General features: G+C 38.2%; 17 protein-coding genes. 10 read left to right on the top strand and 7 right to left on the bottom strand.

The features are described from left to right. Positions 1–106 precede the first annotated feature (106 nt). Entirely contained in the window at positions 107–298 is a 192-nt protein-coding gene (locus tag VXN63_RS09080) for a CsbD family protein (RefSeq protein ID WP_327757727.1), read from the bottom strand. Between the two features lie 183 nt (positions 299–481). Here VXN63_RS09080 and tsaB point away from each other — a divergent pair, with 183 nt between their 5' ends. The 4 genes from tsaB to tsaD are packed head-to-tail and all read left to right on the top strand — an operon-like array spanning position 482 to position 3,285. After that, positions 482–1,207 (top strand): tRNA (adenosine(37)-N6)-threonylcarbamoyltransferase complex dimerization subunit type 1 TsaB, encoded by a 726-nt coding sequence (tsaB, locus tag VXN63_RS09075; protein ID WP_327757725.1) that lies wholly within the window; start codon positions 482–484, stop codon positions 1,205–1,207. Beyond that, entirely contained in the window at positions 1,194–1,769 is a 576-nt protein-coding gene (gene rimI / locus VXN63_RS09070) for a ribosomal protein S18-alanine N-acetyltransferase (protein WP_327757724.1), read from the top strand. The genes tsaB and rimI (VXN63_RS09070) overlap by 14 nt, the downstream gene beginning before the upstream one ends. Positions 1,770–1,796: 27 nt before the next feature. Then, positions 1,797–2,264, top strand: a complete 468-nt coding sequence (rimI, locus tag VXN63_RS09065; RefSeq protein ID WP_327757723.1) for a ribosomal protein S18-alanine N-acetyltransferase — start codon at positions 1,797–1,799, stop codon at positions 2,262–2,264. A 16-nt stretch (positions 2,265–2,280) separates the two neighbouring features. Continuing rightward, complete coding sequence (gene tsaD / locus VXN63_RS09060; protein WP_327757722.1) at positions 2,281–3,285, top strand: tRNA (adenosine(37)-N6)-threonylcarbamoyltransferase complex transferase subunit TsaD; 1,005 nt, start codon at positions 2,281–2,283, stop codon at positions 3,283–3,285. Positions 3,286–3,344: 59 nt separating this feature from the next. Here the strand turns inward: tsaD and VXN63_RS09055 are convergent, their stop codons facing one another. Beyond that, a complete protein-coding gene (locus tag VXN63_RS09055; protein ID WP_327757721.1) occupies positions 3,345–3,803 on the bottom strand; it encodes an Lrp/AsnC family transcriptional regulator in 459 nt (152 codons plus the stop codon). A gap of 266 nt (positions 3,804–4,069) precedes the next feature. Continuing rightward, positions 4,070–6,028, bottom strand: coding sequence for an ABC-F family ATP-binding cassette domain-containing protein (locus tag VXN63_RS09050; RefSeq protein WP_327757720.1), 1,959 nt, complete (start codon positions 6,026–6,028; stop codon positions 4,070–4,072). 403 nt (positions 6,029–6,431) lie between these two features. Here VXN63_RS09050 and VXN63_RS09045 point away from each other — a divergent pair, with 403 nt between their 5' ends. Then, the gene (locus VXN63_RS09045) at positions 6,432–7,130 is read left to right on the top strand and encodes a redox-sensing transcriptional repressor Rex (RefSeq protein ID WP_225743160.1); all 699 of its coding nucleotides are present in this window, start codon (positions 6,432–6,434) and stop codon (positions 7,128–7,130) included. A gap of 62 nt (positions 7,131–7,192) precedes the next feature. Here the strand turns inward: VXN63_RS09045 and VXN63_RS09040 are convergent, their stop codons facing one another. Both VXN63_RS09040 and VXN63_RS09035 read right to left on the bottom strand, forming a co-directional pair. Continuing rightward, positions 7,193–7,396, bottom strand: coding sequence for a DUF4305 domain-containing protein (locus VXN63_RS09040; RefSeq protein WP_225743161.1), 204 nt, complete (start codon positions 7,394–7,396; stop codon positions 7,193–7,195). A gap of 28 nt (positions 7,397–7,424) precedes the next feature. Beyond that, positions 7,425–8,081, bottom strand: a complete 657-nt coding sequence (locus tag VXN63_RS09035) for a CPBP family intramembrane glutamic endopeptidase (protein WP_327757718.1) — start codon at positions 8,079–8,081, stop codon at positions 7,425–7,427. A 227-nt stretch (positions 8,082–8,308) separates the two neighbouring features. Here VXN63_RS09035 and groES point away from each other — a divergent pair, with 227 nt between their 5' ends. The 5 genes from groES to VXN63_RS09010 all read left to right on the top strand — a co-directional run bounded on the left by groES (position 8,309) and on the right by VXN63_RS09010 (position 13,910). Continuing rightward, positions 8,309–8,593, top strand: coding sequence for a co-chaperone GroES (gene groES, locus VXN63_RS09030; RefSeq protein ID WP_225743163.1), 285 nt, complete (start codon positions 8,309–8,311; stop codon positions 8,591–8,593). Between the two features lie 98 nt (positions 8,594–8,691). Beyond that, positions 8,692–10,314 (top strand): chaperonin GroEL, encoded by a 1,623-nt coding sequence (gene groL, locus VXN63_RS09025; protein WP_327757717.1) that lies wholly within the window; start codon positions 8,692–8,694, stop codon positions 10,312–10,314. A gap of 179 nt (positions 10,315–10,493) precedes the next feature. After that, on the top strand, positions 10,494–11,843 hold the full coding sequence (locus VXN63_RS09020) for an MATE family efflux transporter (RefSeq protein WP_327757716.1): 1,350 nt from the start codon (positions 10,494–10,496) through the stop codon (positions 11,841–11,843). Positions 11,844–11,904: 61 nt separating this feature from the next. After that, positions 11,905–12,819: a ketopantoate reductase family protein gene (locus VXN63_RS09015; protein WP_327757714.1), complete on the top strand. Its 915-nt coding sequence runs from the start codon at positions 11,905–11,907 to the stop codon at positions 12,817–12,819. A gap of 107 nt (positions 12,820–12,926) precedes the next feature. Next, on the top strand, positions 12,927–13,910 hold the full coding sequence (locus tag VXN63_RS09010) for an NAD(P)H-quinone oxidoreductase (RefSeq protein WP_327757712.1): 984 nt from the start codon (positions 12,927–12,929) through the stop codon (positions 13,908–13,910). 104 nt (positions 13,911–14,014) lie between these two features. Here the strand turns inward: VXN63_RS09010 and VXN63_RS09005 are convergent, their stop codons facing one another. Together VXN63_RS09005 and VXN63_RS09000 are read right to left on the bottom strand one after the other, a co-directional pair. Beyond that, entirely contained in the window at positions 14,015–14,344 is a 330-nt protein-coding gene (locus tag VXN63_RS09005) for a PTS lactose/cellobiose transporter subunit IIA (protein ID WP_327757711.1), read from the bottom strand. A gap of 54 nt (positions 14,345–14,398) precedes the next feature. Further along, positions 14,399–14,716 (bottom strand): PTS sugar transporter subunit IIB, encoded by a 318-nt coding sequence (locus tag VXN63_RS09000; protein ID WP_327757710.1) that lies wholly within the window; start codon positions 14,714–14,716, stop codon positions 14,399–14,401. Positions 14,717–14,799: the final 83 nt, after the last annotated feature.

Here is a 14,799-nt window from a genome sequence, read left to right as displayed (position 1 = left end):
TATTTAATTTAAGTAAGGTGAGTTATAAGATTCGGTTGATAGTACAAAATCAGCCTACCTTCAAATGGGTAAAAGGTAGGCTGAACTTATTGTTTGACTAATCTTATTAATGCTTGTCTTTATCTTCGATGGCTTTACCGTATGTTTCGTGGCCTTTGCCTTCAACTTTTTGAGTTTTACCTTCTACTTGTTTGCTCTTGTCATCTGTTGCTTTACCGTATTGGTCTTTAGCTTCACCAACGACTTTATCTTTAGCACCTTTTAATTTACTTTTCATGCTGTCTTTGTTATCTGCCATAATTGAAAACTCCTCTCAATTTAAAAACTGATAAAACGGTTACTCGTTCTTATAGTATAATCATAAGGTGAATTACTCTAAAATGCAAAGAATACGCTCGTGAACAGTGTCTCATTGGTTTCTCGTATAGGATAAATATGCTAAACTAGACTAAAGAAAAGGAATTCAGCAAGGAGAAAACAAATGCGCATTCTAGCAATGGATACATCTAATCAAACAATGACTGTTGCCGTAGTAGAAAACGGTATAACAGTAGCAGAACAAACCGCGAATGTTAAAAGAAATCATAGCATACAGCTCATGCCAGCAGTGCAAAGAGTGATACAAGATGCTGGCATGAAGATTGAAGAAATAGACAGAGTTGTCGTTGCCAAAGGACCAGGATCTTATACTGGAGTCCGAATAGCGGTCACGGTAGCCAAAACACTTGCTTGGACAAGAGAAATAGAACTTGTAGGTGTGTCTAGCTTAAAAGTATTGGCAGGAAACGCGCCCCAGGGGATAGAGGCTTTGGTCGTTCCCATCATGGACGCTAGAAGAGGAAACATCTATACCGGACTTTACCGTTTTGTAAACGGCAAGTTAGAGCAACTAGAAAAAGACCAGCACGTCTCTGCAGAAACATGGGTCAACAGGCTGTTAGAAAGAAAAGAACCTGTTATAATTGTTGGAACAGATTCAGAAAAACATCGAGAAGTATTTCAGCGGTATTTAAAAGACCGTTTAGTTGTTTTACCAGAATTTCAGCAATTACCAAAAGCTAGCGTGCTTGCATGGATAGGAGCGGAAGAAGAACCGGTTGACGTTCATACATTTGTCCCTGAATACACGAAATTAACAGAAGCAGAAGAAAAGTGGAATGAGGCAAATCCTGATAACAAAGGGGGAAGCTTGGTTGAAAAATATTAAACAATGGTTGACCGATAGAATACCTGCGCACAAACAACCGCTTCCTGGACCAATAGCGGAGCGTGTCAGGTTGGATCATCATTGCGTTGCGCTAAGTGACGAACAGTTTTTGAGTGTAAAAATCGCTACAGAAGAGCACATTGACGATCTTCTTTCGATTGAGCGTAGATGCTATGATGGTCACACACCTTGGAATCGAGCAGCACTGTTCCACGAGATCCGTTACAATAAAAATGCTTTTTACATGGTTGTGACGGATCAAAAGGAACCAGTCGCTTTCCTTGGATCTTGGTTTGTCTCAAGAGAGGCTCATATCACGAATATCGCGACAATTCCTGAGTATGAGGGTAGAGGGATAGCTACTTTTTTGATTGAAGAATTGAAACAGATTGCGATTTTTGAAAAAATGGATAAAATCAGTTTAGAGGTTCGAGTATCAAATACTCGAGCACAAAGACTGTATAAAAAAATGCAATTTACGAATGGGCGAGTCAAAAAAGGGTATTATGCAAACGATAGAGAAGATGCATTGGAAATGACAATGATGTTAACCAATAACTGACCGAAACAGACATGAGGAGCAAACATGATGGAGATGAATCAATCAAATCTAGTTTATCGTTTTTTGGAGCATCAGGAAGATATTGCAGAAACACTACACGCCTTGTCAGAGGAAAGTTTTGCATTTGGATCCCCTTGGACAATTGATCAATTTGAGGCAACTTTCGAACAGTCCAATCTATTCTATTTACTTGTTGAATACGAAGGAGAACTCATTGGATTTCTGGGAGGTTCTAAGGTACACCTAGAAGCTGAGGTATATACGATTGTAATCAAAACAGACTTTAAGCGAAATGGTATCGCCACTCAATTGTTGCAAGAAACCAAAAAAAGATTACGAGAAGAAAACGTCACAGAATTATTTTTAGAAGTTCGGATATCGAATGAACCGGCAATCTTACTGTATAAAAAATCGGGTTTTGTTCCTGTTGGTGTTCGATCAAACTATTACTCAAATCCGCAAGAAGACGCTGTTGTATTGAAATGTGAATTATGAAAGTGAGCATATTAGAATGAAAAGAATTTTAGCAATAGAAACAAGTTGTGATGAGACAAGTGCTGCCGTTATAGAAGATGGGACAAAACAGTTATCAAATATTGTCGCTTCTCAGATCAAAAGTCATCAAAGGTTTGGGGGCGTTGTCCCAGAAGTAGCCAGTAGACATCACGTTGAGCAAATGACCATTGTCATGGAAGAAGCACTAAAGGAAGCGAATACGACTTATGACCAGCTTGATGCCATTGCGGTTACGGAAGGTCCAGGACTGGTAGGGGCTTTACTCATTGGTGTCAATGCAGCAAAAGCTGTGGCCTATGCACATGATTTACCGTTGATTCCCGTGAATCATATCATCGGACATATTTACGCCAATCAACTCGTACAACCGCTAGTATTCCCACTTTTGTCCTTGGTCGTTAGTGGCGGACACACAGAACTGGTCTACATGAGCGCACCAGGAGAGTATGAGATCATTGGAGAAACACGGGATGACGCTGCTGGAGAAGCTTATGATAAGATTGGCAGAGTACTTGGTGTCCCTTACCCTGGCGGAAAGCACATTGATGAAATGGCTCACAAAGGAGCCGATACCTTCAACTTTCCAAGAGCAATGATGCAAGATGACACAAATGATTTCAGTTTCAGCGGGCTAAAAAGTTCGTTCATCAATACCGTTCATAATGCTGAACAAAAAGGAGACGTTTTAGATCGGTATGATTTGGCAGCGAGTTTCCAAGCAGCTGTTGTTGAAGTATTGGTCAAAAAAACAATCAGATGTGCAAAAGATAAAAAAGTGAAGCAAATTGTACTAGCTGGAGGCGTTGCCGCAAACAAAGGGTTACGCACAGCGCTGACACAAGCAGTAGAACAGGAATTATCAACAGTCGAACTTGTGGTACCACCTCTAGCACTCTGTGGAGATAATGCCGCAATGATTGGTGCAGCTGCTTTTATTGATTCAACTGAACATAACCAATTAGATTTGGCATTAAACGCACAGCCAGGACTAACACTATAAAAAAACCATTCCAAATCTGTTTGGACTCTAATCGAGTCGCTACAGAAATGGAATGGTTTTTATTTTGCTTCAGCTTCTTCAGATGCGAGTAACTGAACGCCTCGAGCAGGTATCGGTGTAGAAAAAACGATTTGTGTAGATGTTTTACCGAATCGTTGAAGATCGTTTATGAAATCATCCAACTCAGTTGTTGTTGGGTAAGCTGCTTTGATCAGCATTGAAAACTCTCCGGTTACACAGTTACACTCCAATACATTAGTCGACTGTTGAATGTATGGATAAAAATCTTCTTTCTGAGTGGGGCTTAAGTCTAAATGAATAAACGCTTGAATATGATAGCCCATTTTTTTCAAGTCTGGGGAAGCAATATATCTTCCAAGAATACCTTCGTTCTCCAAACGGTGGATACGAGCTGAGACAGCTGGAGAAGAAAGATACGTTTCTCCTGCAATTTCTTTTAAAGATGCACGACTGTTTTTTTGAAGTATCTCAACAATTTTCTTATCCATTTGATCCATGTAAAACAAGCCCCTTTTTTAACAATAACTATCATTGAATCATTGTTATACTGAAATTTAATTGATGAATGTATTCTTTATTATAGCAATTTGATTTTATTATACCTTAATCAAAAATTAATGCAATAATGTTTTTAGGTATACCAATAGTTATTTAAAGGTTTGAAAGTTACGCTAAACAGCTTTTAAATAAGTATACCTGTATTGGATGGTAAGAATAAGATCTACGTGTGCATCGTTATTCTTAAAAGACGTTATTTCAGTCTTTATTGAAAACTTTCGAGTTCGACACTAGCCGTTTCCCATTGTTCCATGAGTGTCTCTTGCTCTGCTTGAAGTTTTTCGTGTTCGCTTGAAAGTCGCGCCGCCTGATCTGCATCATCATAAATGGCAGGATCGCTGAGCTGTTGATGAACCTCATCCAATTTTTCTTCATTTACTTGCAATTTCTGTTCTAGTTCTTCTATTAATCGCTCTAAACGACGTGTTTCTCTTTGTTGCTCTTTTTGCTGGGCACGATTAGAGCCATTAGACAGTGAAGAGGTGGATGATGCAACCGGATTTGGTTGATTAGTTTCTCCTGTGTTTTTAAGCGCAGATAATGCTTCTAGTTCTTCTTTCTTTTGGAGATAATAATCGTAATCACCTAAATACAGTGTGAGTCCATCTTGATTGATTTCAAGAACTTTAGTAGCCATACGATTAATAAAGTATCGGTCATGGGAAACGAATAAAAGCGTTCCCTCGAAATCAATCAGCGCGTTTTCTAAAACTTCTTTGGAGTCTATATCCAAATGGTTAGTGGGTTCATCTAGTATAAGGAAATTGTTTTTTTCCATAGCTAGTTTTGCTAAAGCAACACGTGCTTTTTCGCCACCACTTAAAGAAGAAATAGATTTTTCAACGTCATCTCCAGAAAACAGAAAGCTTCCTAGTAACGTACGAATAGATTGTTCAGGGATTGTTGGGTGTTCATCCCATAGTTCGTCTAAAACACGCTTCGTTGAATGAAGCAGAGTTTGTTCTTGATCATAATAACCAGTATCCACTTTAGTACCAAGCTGGATAGAACCAGCTAATTCTGGAATCTGACCAACCAGTGTTTTGAGCAAGGTCGTTTTTCCGACTCCATTTGGACCGACTAAAGCGATCGCATCTGTTTTTCGAATATCTAAATTGATGGATTCAGATAAGACATGATCATCATATCCTATAGCAAGCTCTTCCGTTTGAAGAACAACGCTACCTGATTCTCTTTCAGTATAAAAATTAAAGTTAGCCGACTTTTCGTCATCTTGCGGTTTGCCCATTTTATCCATCTTATCCAGCATTTTTCTTCTGGATTGAGCACGTTTGGTCGTAGAAGCTCGAACAAGATTCCGATTGATAAAATCTTCAGTCTTCTCGATTTTCTTCTGTTGCTTTTCGTATTCTTTCCACATTTTTTGAATAAGCTCTGCTTTTAGTTTCAAATAATTAGAATAGTTTCCTGTAAAGTGTTGAACCTTTCCGTTGCTTACTTCGTAGATTTCATTGACAACCTTATCTAGAAAATAGCGGTCATGTGAAACAATCAGTAGAGCGCCTGTATAACTTAAAAGGTATTTTTCAAGCCAAGCTAGCGTATCAATATCTAAATGGTTAGTGGGCTCATCCAAAACTAATAGATCTTTTTTCTCCAGTAGCAATTGGGCAAGCGCTAAGCGTGTTTTTTGACCACCAGATAATTGAGAGATCGGCATTGAAAAGTCTTCTTCGTAAAAACGGAAACCATGAAGTACGGAACGGATTTCACTTTCATAACCGTAGCCATTTTGTTGTTTGAAGGATTCTTGCATGATGTCATAGCGTTTGAGTAGTTCCTGATATTGCCCTTGATCTTCTAGGAGACTAGGATCACTCATTTTGGCTTCTAATTGACGCATTTCTTTTTCGAGTTGAATGACAGACTCAAAGACGGTCAGCATTTCTTCCCATATAGTTCTAGTCGACTCTAAGCCGGTATGTTGATCTAGATAACCGATAGTCAAATCTCTTTTTTTGTTCACGCGTCCAGCATCGGGCTCTTCTTGTCCAGATATAATATGAAGTAAAGTTGATTTTCCTGCACCATTTCTTCCAACTAGTCCGACTCGGGCAGCTTCTTTGATTTCTAGAGTAACGTCATCGAACAAAATCTCTGCACCGAAGTGACGTGCAACTTTCTGAGTTTGTAATAAAATCATTTAAATTCCTCATTTTGAATTATTAGGTCTTTTTATCTCTATAGACTAAGTGCTTTTCCGTATAAGTGTAGCATATCTAAAGAATGATATACAGGTAACAGAATAGGAGGAATTCAAAAAACTTTTTATGTAATCGGTTACTTTGAATAGTCAAAATAATAAGCCAAATTGTCCATTATACAGATGTTTTTTCACAAACTACTTGGAAAGTTTGTTAGTGATTAAAGTTAACGTAGCTACAAACGCTTATTTTATGGTCATATTAACTTTCATTTTCCGATTTACATGCTATAATAACTAGTGAAACATCTCTTACACTTGTGAAATCTGATTCATAAAATTAACTTAAATAGGATTAACCTTTCAATCAGAAAAGGCAATTAAACCATAAAGGAGAAAAAGCATGGTAGAAAAGAAGATTCCTAAAGCAACTGCAAGAAGGTTACCCCTTTATTATCGTTATTTACGCTTTCTCCACGAAGCCGGGAAGAGCCGAGTATCCTCAGCAAAATTGAGTGAAGCCGTAAAAGTAGATAGCGCAACAATCAGAAGAGACTTTTCATACTTTGGAGCGTTAGGTAAAAGAGGGTATGGATACGATGTCGAAGCACTGATGAACTTTTTTAGCAAGACGCTCAATCAAGACCGCCTGACGAATGTCGCTTTAATCGGCGTAGGGAATCTTGGACAAGCGCTATTGAACTATAACTTCAGACGTAGCAATAATACAAGAATTAGTGCTGGCTTTGATGTGAATAAAGAACTGATTGGTACGGTTCATCAAGGCGTACCTGTCTATCATATCGATGAGATGGTAGAACAACTTGATTTACAACAGATAGATGTTGCCATACTGACGGTCCCTTCAGAAATCGCCCAAGAAATGGCGAACAAATTAGTTGAAGGCGGCGTAAAAGGAATTATGAACTTTACTCCAATTCGAGTAAATGTACCGGATAATATCCGAGTACATAATGTCGATTTGACCAATGAGCTTCAAACATTGATTTATTTTATCAACTATTATCAAGAGCTAGATGAGGCTGAAGATGAAGTCGTGATTGATGAAGATACAGGAGAGCTTTTTGTCGAAGAAGATTAAAGAGCTAATCAAAAAACTGCAGGCTATTCGTTCAAACACTTGAACGAGCAGCTTGCAGTTTTTTAAACTTTGTAATTTTTTTTGATTTTATAGTAGACTTGTACTAAACGCGTACCTTGTACAAAGTCTCGGGTAGCTAAAAGAACGAATAGTATGGGGAAAAAATCCCAGCCATCTCTTTGGACAGAATTGATGGTTACATAAATCAAAGCGGCAAACATAGCATATTTCAAAAAGATATAAGTGAGTAATTGTTTAGTTGTCATTAAAAAATCCTTTCATAAAGCATGTTCCTTATACAAAAAATATTTGAAGTATAGCGAATGTATTCATTAAACTATGAGCGATAATAGGTGTCCAGATATTTTTGGTTTTATAGTATAACCAAGAAAAGACCAGTCCCATAACGGAGTAAACCAGCATTCTACCATCAAAGTGAATGAAAGCGAAGGCTAAAGAACTGACTACTGCAGCCCCAATACCACCAATTTTTCCAATACTCAGACCGAATAAAACTTTTCGGAAGACAAACTCTTCCATAATAGGGCCTGCGATAGCGACCGTCAAAAAGAAATAAGGATATCGCTTGATGATTTCAAGAATGCCTTGGGTATTTTGAGAGGTGACGGGTGTTCCTAAGAAACTTACTTCAATAAATGTAGCAACATACTGGGAAACAACTGCGATAGCGAAGCCAACGACTCCCCAAAGAATCACTTCTGATTTTTGAGTGTTGAGGGGTTTTTCGAAGAAAAGATCGAATTGTTTTTTTCTATCCAGGTAAATCATAAGCCCGGCTCCTAAACAGAATAAAAGGATATTCGACCAGATTCCACCAGCAGGCTGTAAAGAAGCGGGTAATACCTGATTAGATAGTACAGTTAACATTTGAATCATAATGTAAATTAGTACGATTTGTAGTCCGGTTCTTTTTTTGTTGTGTGTGTCCATGTGACTCATCCTCGCTCTATCATAACGTTTAGTCAAAGCTGACAATACTAGTAACTTAACATAAAAGCTAAGCGTATTCCAGATGAGATTTTTAATCGATTTTTTAACATCAAAAGGGTTGCAAGAAATCCTCGTTTTGAATATACTAAGTATTGGAGTTAGCACTCGCGCACTTAGAGTGCTAACACGAATCTAATCAACTAAAAAATTATCGGAGGGATAACACCATGTTAAAACCTTTAGGAAATCGTGTTCTTCTAGAAGTCATCAAAGAAGAAGAAAAAACTGTCAGTGGACTTGTTTTACCAGAATCGGCAAAAGAAAAGCCACAAACAGCGAAAGTTGTAGCAGTAGGTAATGGTAAAGTACTGGAAGATGGTAGACGTGCAGAAGTCGACGTTGCTGTTGGAGAAAAAGTTATTTTTGAAAAGTACGCAGGCTCTGAAGTGAAATACGAAGGTAAAGACTACCTAGTGCTTAAAGATACAGACATCATTGCTGTAGTAGAATAGTTTTTTCACAGTTGTAAAGTATTCGTACCGATACGGTCAAATTAATTATATAAACCAAAACTTGAACTTAAAATTTTATCAAGAGGTGAATGGAAACCATGGCTAAAGATATTAAATTTTCTGAAGACGCACGTTCAGCTATGCTACGTGGAGTTGACAAATTAGCAAATACAGTAAAAGTAACATTAGGACCCAAAGGAAGAAACGTTATTTTAGATAAAGCTTTCGGTGCTCCTCAAATCACTAACGATGGTGTAACGATTGCTAAAGAAATCGAACTTGAAGATCAGTTTGAGAATATGGGCGCACAATTAGTAGTTGAAGTTGCAAGCAAAACAAATGATATTGCCGGTGACGGTACAACTACAGCAACAGTACTGGCTCAAGCTATTGTAAACGAAGGAATGAAAAACGTGACAGCTGGAGCAAATCCAGTAGGCATTCGTCGCGGAATCGAAATGGCAACTAGAAAAGCTGTTGAAGCATTACACGAAGCGTCTACTAAAGTTGAAGGTAAAGAGTCAATTGCTCAAATCGCTGCGATTTCTTCTGGAGATGGGGAAATTGGTCAGTTACTAGCAGATGCTATGGAAAAAGTTGGTAGTGACGGTGTCATCACTATTGAAGAGTCTCAAGGTATTGAAACAGAACTTGACGTTGTCGAAGGTATGCAATTCGACCGTGGTTACCTTTCTCAATACATGGTAACAGACAACGAAAAAATGGAAGCAACTCTTGAAAATCCATACGTTTTGATTACAGACAAGAAAATTTCATCAGTTCAGGATATTCTTCCTGTACTTGAAAACATTATGCAACAAAATCGTGCTTTACTAATTATTGCGGATGATATTGAAGGAGAAGCACTACCTACTTTAGTACTAAACAAAATTAGAGGAACGTTGAACGTTGTAGCGGTTAAAGCGCCTGGTTTCGGTGACCGTCGTAAAGGGATGCTTGAGGATATCGCGATCTTAACAAATGGTACAGTAATCACAGATGATCTTGGACTAGATTTCAAAGATATGACGATTGATCAATTGGGTGTTGCTGGTAAAGCAGTTGTTACAAAAGACGATACAACACTTGTTGAAGGAACTGGTGATAAAGGTAATATCGAACAACGTGTTGCAATGCTTCGCGCACAAGCTGAAGAAACCAACTCTGAATTTGACCGTGAGAAATTACAAGAGCGTATTGCAAAACTTGCAGGCGGAGTAGCGGTGATCAAAGTTGGAGCAGCTACTGAAACGGAAATCAAAGAACGTAAATTACGTATTGAAGATGCTTTGAATGCTGCACGTGCAGCAGTTGAAGAAGGCGTGATCGCCGGTGGTGGTACGGCTTATATCAACATCTTAAGTAAACTTCAAGAAATTGAAGCAACTGGCGACGAAGCAACAGGTGTTAAAATCGTGATTCGTGCGCTTGAAGAACCTGTACGCCAAATTGCTTTCAATGCAGGACTTGACGGTAGCGTAATCGTAGAACGCCTGAAACATGTAGAACCTGGTATCGGATTCAATGCAGCTACTGGTGAAATGGTCAACATGGTAGAAGCAGGCATCATTGATCCTACAAAAGTAACGCGTTCAGCATTACAAAATGCAGCTTCTGTTTCTGCATTACTTCTTACAACTGAAGCAGCTGTTGCAGATATTCCTGAACCAGAAGCTCCAGGAGCTGGAATGGATCCAGGCGCAATGGGCGGCATGATGTAATCAATCAAGTAACATAAGATTTGAATAAATATTACAACTAAGTGCTGTTCTGTAGAATGATCTGAAGTACAATTGAATAAGATTTTACTCGGAGGGCATATTTTAAAAATAATAAGCTGGATAAGAGAGACAGATACTTTATCTGTTTTCTTATCCAGCTTTTTTTTGTGGAGGAAAAAATGAATTTATTAACAGACAACGTAAAAAAAGTTTATCAAAAATATCTTGTAGCTGCATTCGGGAGTGCTTTAATCGGCTGTATATATGGATTGGTAGATACAGCCGTAGTAGGGCAATATCATGGGCCAGAAGGTGCAGCAACTATGGCTGTAATTGCACCAATATGGAATATACTATATAGCTTAGGACTTTTTTCGGGCATTGGTGGAGCAGTACTATTTAGCCGAGTATTTGGCCAAACTCAAAATAAAAATAAAGCAAATGAATATTTTTCAATCTCGCTACTCTTAACAATAATGTTTTCAATTATCATTTGGGGAGTGCTTTTAATTTTTGAGGAACACCTTTTTACATTGTTCGGTGCAGATGAAGCATTAATGATTCTGGCTAAAAGGTACTTGGTGCCCATTAAGATGATTGTACCCGTTTTTCTTATGAACAAATTTTTGATTGCTTTTCTGACTAACGACTCTAATCCAGTTCTGGCAACCAAGGCAGTTTTAATGGGTGGATTGTTCAATGTAGTAGGAGACTATTTGTTTGTATTTGTATTCGATATGGGAATATCTGGAGCAGGATTAGCAACTGCTGGAGGGGCAATACTTACCTTAGCTATATTAACTACTCACTTCTTCAGCAAGAAAAATACATTACGTATAGTGAAAATTAGTCATTTACCTAGAAAATTACTAGCCGTCTTGAATACTGGATTCTCTACATTCTTCATTGATATTTCAATGGGAATCGTAACGATGTTATTCAACAGACAAATTATGATTCATCTAGGAACAAATGCTTTATCTATTTATGGAATTATTGTCAACATTGGTACATTTGTACAATGTTGTGGATACGGAATCGGTCAGGCAGCTCAACCATTGTTATCTGTTAATTATGGGGCGAAGAAAATAAAGAGAACGATTGCTACCTTGAAACTCAGTTTAAGTACCGTAACGATCATAAGTATTGGATGGGCTTTTGTAACATTAATGTTCCCAACTGCATTTGTATATCTTTTTATGGCACCAACAGAAGCCGTTCTGAACATTGCACCATTTATTATTAGAAGCTATAGTCTGTCATTCTTGTTACTACCTTTTAATATATTCGCCACATATTATTTCCAATCAACAGAAAAACCTGGAATTTCTTTTGCGATTTCGGTAACCAGAGGTTTGGTGTTGAGTGGAGGATTGATTATACTATTACCGACTCTGTTTAATGCAAATACCATATGGTTTGCCATGCCAATAACTGAGTTACTAGTAGCGATTCCGGTTGGGATAATCATTTTTAAAAGTTTCAAACAAAACGATAGTATAGAATATAATGATGTAGAAAATAATTGAAAAAGAATATGTTATGATAAGAAATGAATGAATTTAAAAAAATCTCTAAAGGGGATAGAATATGAATGATCAAACTGTAGCCATAGTAGGACTAGGGGCGCTAGGCATTTTGTACGGACAGCACCTTTCAAATGAACTTGGTAAAGAACGGGTTAAAGTCATTGTAAGCAAAGAAAGAAAAGAACGATACGAGCGAGAGGGTGTTACACTGAACGGTGAACCGTGCGATTTTAATTACGTACTGGAAACCGATCAAGGAAACCCTTCTGACCTGATTATTGTTTGTACAAAGTCGCTGACACTAGATAGCGGAATGGACTCTATGAAGCATCAAGTAGGACCTCAATCCACCATTTTATCTTTGATTAACGGTATAAGTAGTGAGGATATTCTAGGTGCCAGATTTGGGGAAGAAAAAGTGATTCCGACAGTAGCGATTGGAATGGATGCGACAAGGGATGGACAAAATGTTCGCTCAAAAGTTAAAGGCTGGCTGCAGATAGGCGCTGAGGTGCCTGAGAAGCTTGAAAGACTCAACATTGTATCAGGAATTTTTGATGAAGCCAATTTTCCTTATAAAATTGAAGAAAACATCATGCTGAAAATTTGGGAAAAGTTCATTATGAATGTTGGGGTTAATCAAGTCGTAATGGTACATGAAACAACGTACGAAGGTATTCAAACAGGCGGAGCTTATCATGAACAGGCGAGAGCTGCTATGGGTGAAGTGGTTGAAATTGCTCAGGCAGAAGGCATTCAACTTGAAGAAATGCATATTCAGAATGCATTTGATATCATTGATACCGTTGACCCGAAAGGTATGCCTTCTATGCGACAAGATGGTCTTGCGAAAAGACAAACAGAAGTCGCTTTATTTGCAGGAACGATTTTAGAAAAAGCCAAACAATATGGTATCTCTACACCAGTGAACGAAGAGCTTTACCAACGCATAAAAGAAATCGAACAAACTTTTTAATCAATGAGTCTGATAAACAATAAAAATAGCCAATCATTTCATTGGCTATTTTTAAACTTCTTGATTTAAAGTAAGACTGGAAAACTAAATCAAATGGAGTGAAAAGCATGCGTGCATGGACAATTAAAGAACCCGGATCAAGAGAGCAACTCGTCATAGAAGATCGAGAAAAACCACAACCCAAAGAAGGGGAACTTCTGATTGAGGTTAAAGCAGCTAGTATCAACAGAACCGATACACTGACAAGACAAAATCCGTCACTTTCAAAACCTTATCCTATTTTAGGCGTAGAAGTGAGTGGCGTGGTAGTTGAGAATCATTCAACAAATCAAGATCTTGTACCAGGTACAAAAGTAGCAGGGCTCGTTAACCAAGGTGGATATGCCGAGTATGTGACGATGCCGGCAGACCGTGCAATCGTATTTCATGAATCTTTATCTATGGAAGAAGCTGTCGCAATCCCGGAAGTTTTTCTAACTGCGTATCAGACGCTATATTGGCTAGGAGAGTTACAGTCAGAACAGAAGGTATTGATTCATGCTGGAGGTAGTGGTGTAGGAACAGCAGCCATTCAACTCGCACGCCATCTGAGTCAGGCACAAATCTTTACTACAGCAGGTCATGAGGATAAATTGAAAGTGGCTAAAGAACTTGGAGCAGACACTGTAATCAACTACAAAAAAGAAGCGTTTGAAGAAGTAATCAATACGGTGACAAATGATAAAGGTGTAGATGTCATCCTTGATTTTGTTGGCGCCTCTTATTGGGAGAAAAATATGCAAAGCGCTGGACTGGATGCTAACTGGATACTCATCGGAACGCTAGGCGGAACGGTTGTAGAAGAAGTCGCATTAACTGATCTATTACAAAAACGGATTTCTTTAAAAGGAACACTTTTGACGCCAAGAAGTGATGCATACAAAGCAAAACTAACAAAAGAATTTGTGAAATATGCTATGCCGTTGATTGAAAAAGGCGATATTCGTCCGATTATTCACTCGGTTTTACCATTTGATGAAGCAGAAGAAGCTCATCGTCAAATGGAAGATAACGAGAATACCGGGAAAATTATTCTCAAAATCGGAGAGTAGTCTAAACGCTAAATGCAGACTAACTGTTCTTTATAAATATATATTAAAATAACTCATCTACTTTTTAAGGTAGATGAGCTATTTTAGTGATTTATGATAAACAATTATTGAAGACGTTTGTGGAGATCGATGATTTCTACTGCCATATCTTTAAAGGTAATAGCATTCATCAGGTGATCTTGACCATGAACCATTAAAAGAGACATTTCAACGCTATCACCAGAGGCTTCTCTGGTCAAAAGTCCCGTTTGTGAATGATGCGCCTGAATTAACGCATCGTCTGCGAGTTTGAGTTTCTCATCGGCTGCCTTGAAGTCGCCTTCCTTAGCCGCGTGAATGGCTTCCATCGCATTACTTTTGGCATCTCCACCATGCATGATTAATCCCATAATCGTTTGAAGCATTTCTTCTTGTTTTTCAGTTCTATCTGACATACACAATTCTCCTTCTTAAAAAGCGCTCGATAAGTCTAAACGGTGCGAAAAGGACTATTCGCTTAGAGCTAATGCTCTGTCGAGAACACTTTTCCCATTCATCATTCCGTAATCTCTCATATCAATGACTTCAACGGGGATACCTTTATCGGCTACTTTTGATTCCATCTGTTTTTTAAGGAATTTAACTTGAGGACCTAGAAGTAAAACGTCTACAGGTTTAGAAGCTAGGTAACTATCCGCTTCATTGGCAGAAACTGCAAAAATATCCGTTTCAACACCATCTGCTTCAGCAGCTTTTTCCATTTTAGATACAAGCATACTTGTACTCATTCCGGCAGCGCACACTAACATGATTGTTTTCATTGACATAATAACTTCTCCTTCTTTAGATAAACTGGATTAAACTATAAACGATTTGTACACGGTTACATTGTGATGTAAGAACCGTATAG

It is taken from the genome of Marinilactibacillus sp. XAAS-LB27 (genome assembly GCF_036039175.1).
GTDB lineage: Bacteria > Bacillota > Bacilli > Lactobacillales > Carnobacteriaceae_A > Marinilactibacillus.
The sequence above is the reverse complement of the archived record's forward strand: the minus strand, read 5'-3'. Positions and strand labels throughout refer to the sequence as shown.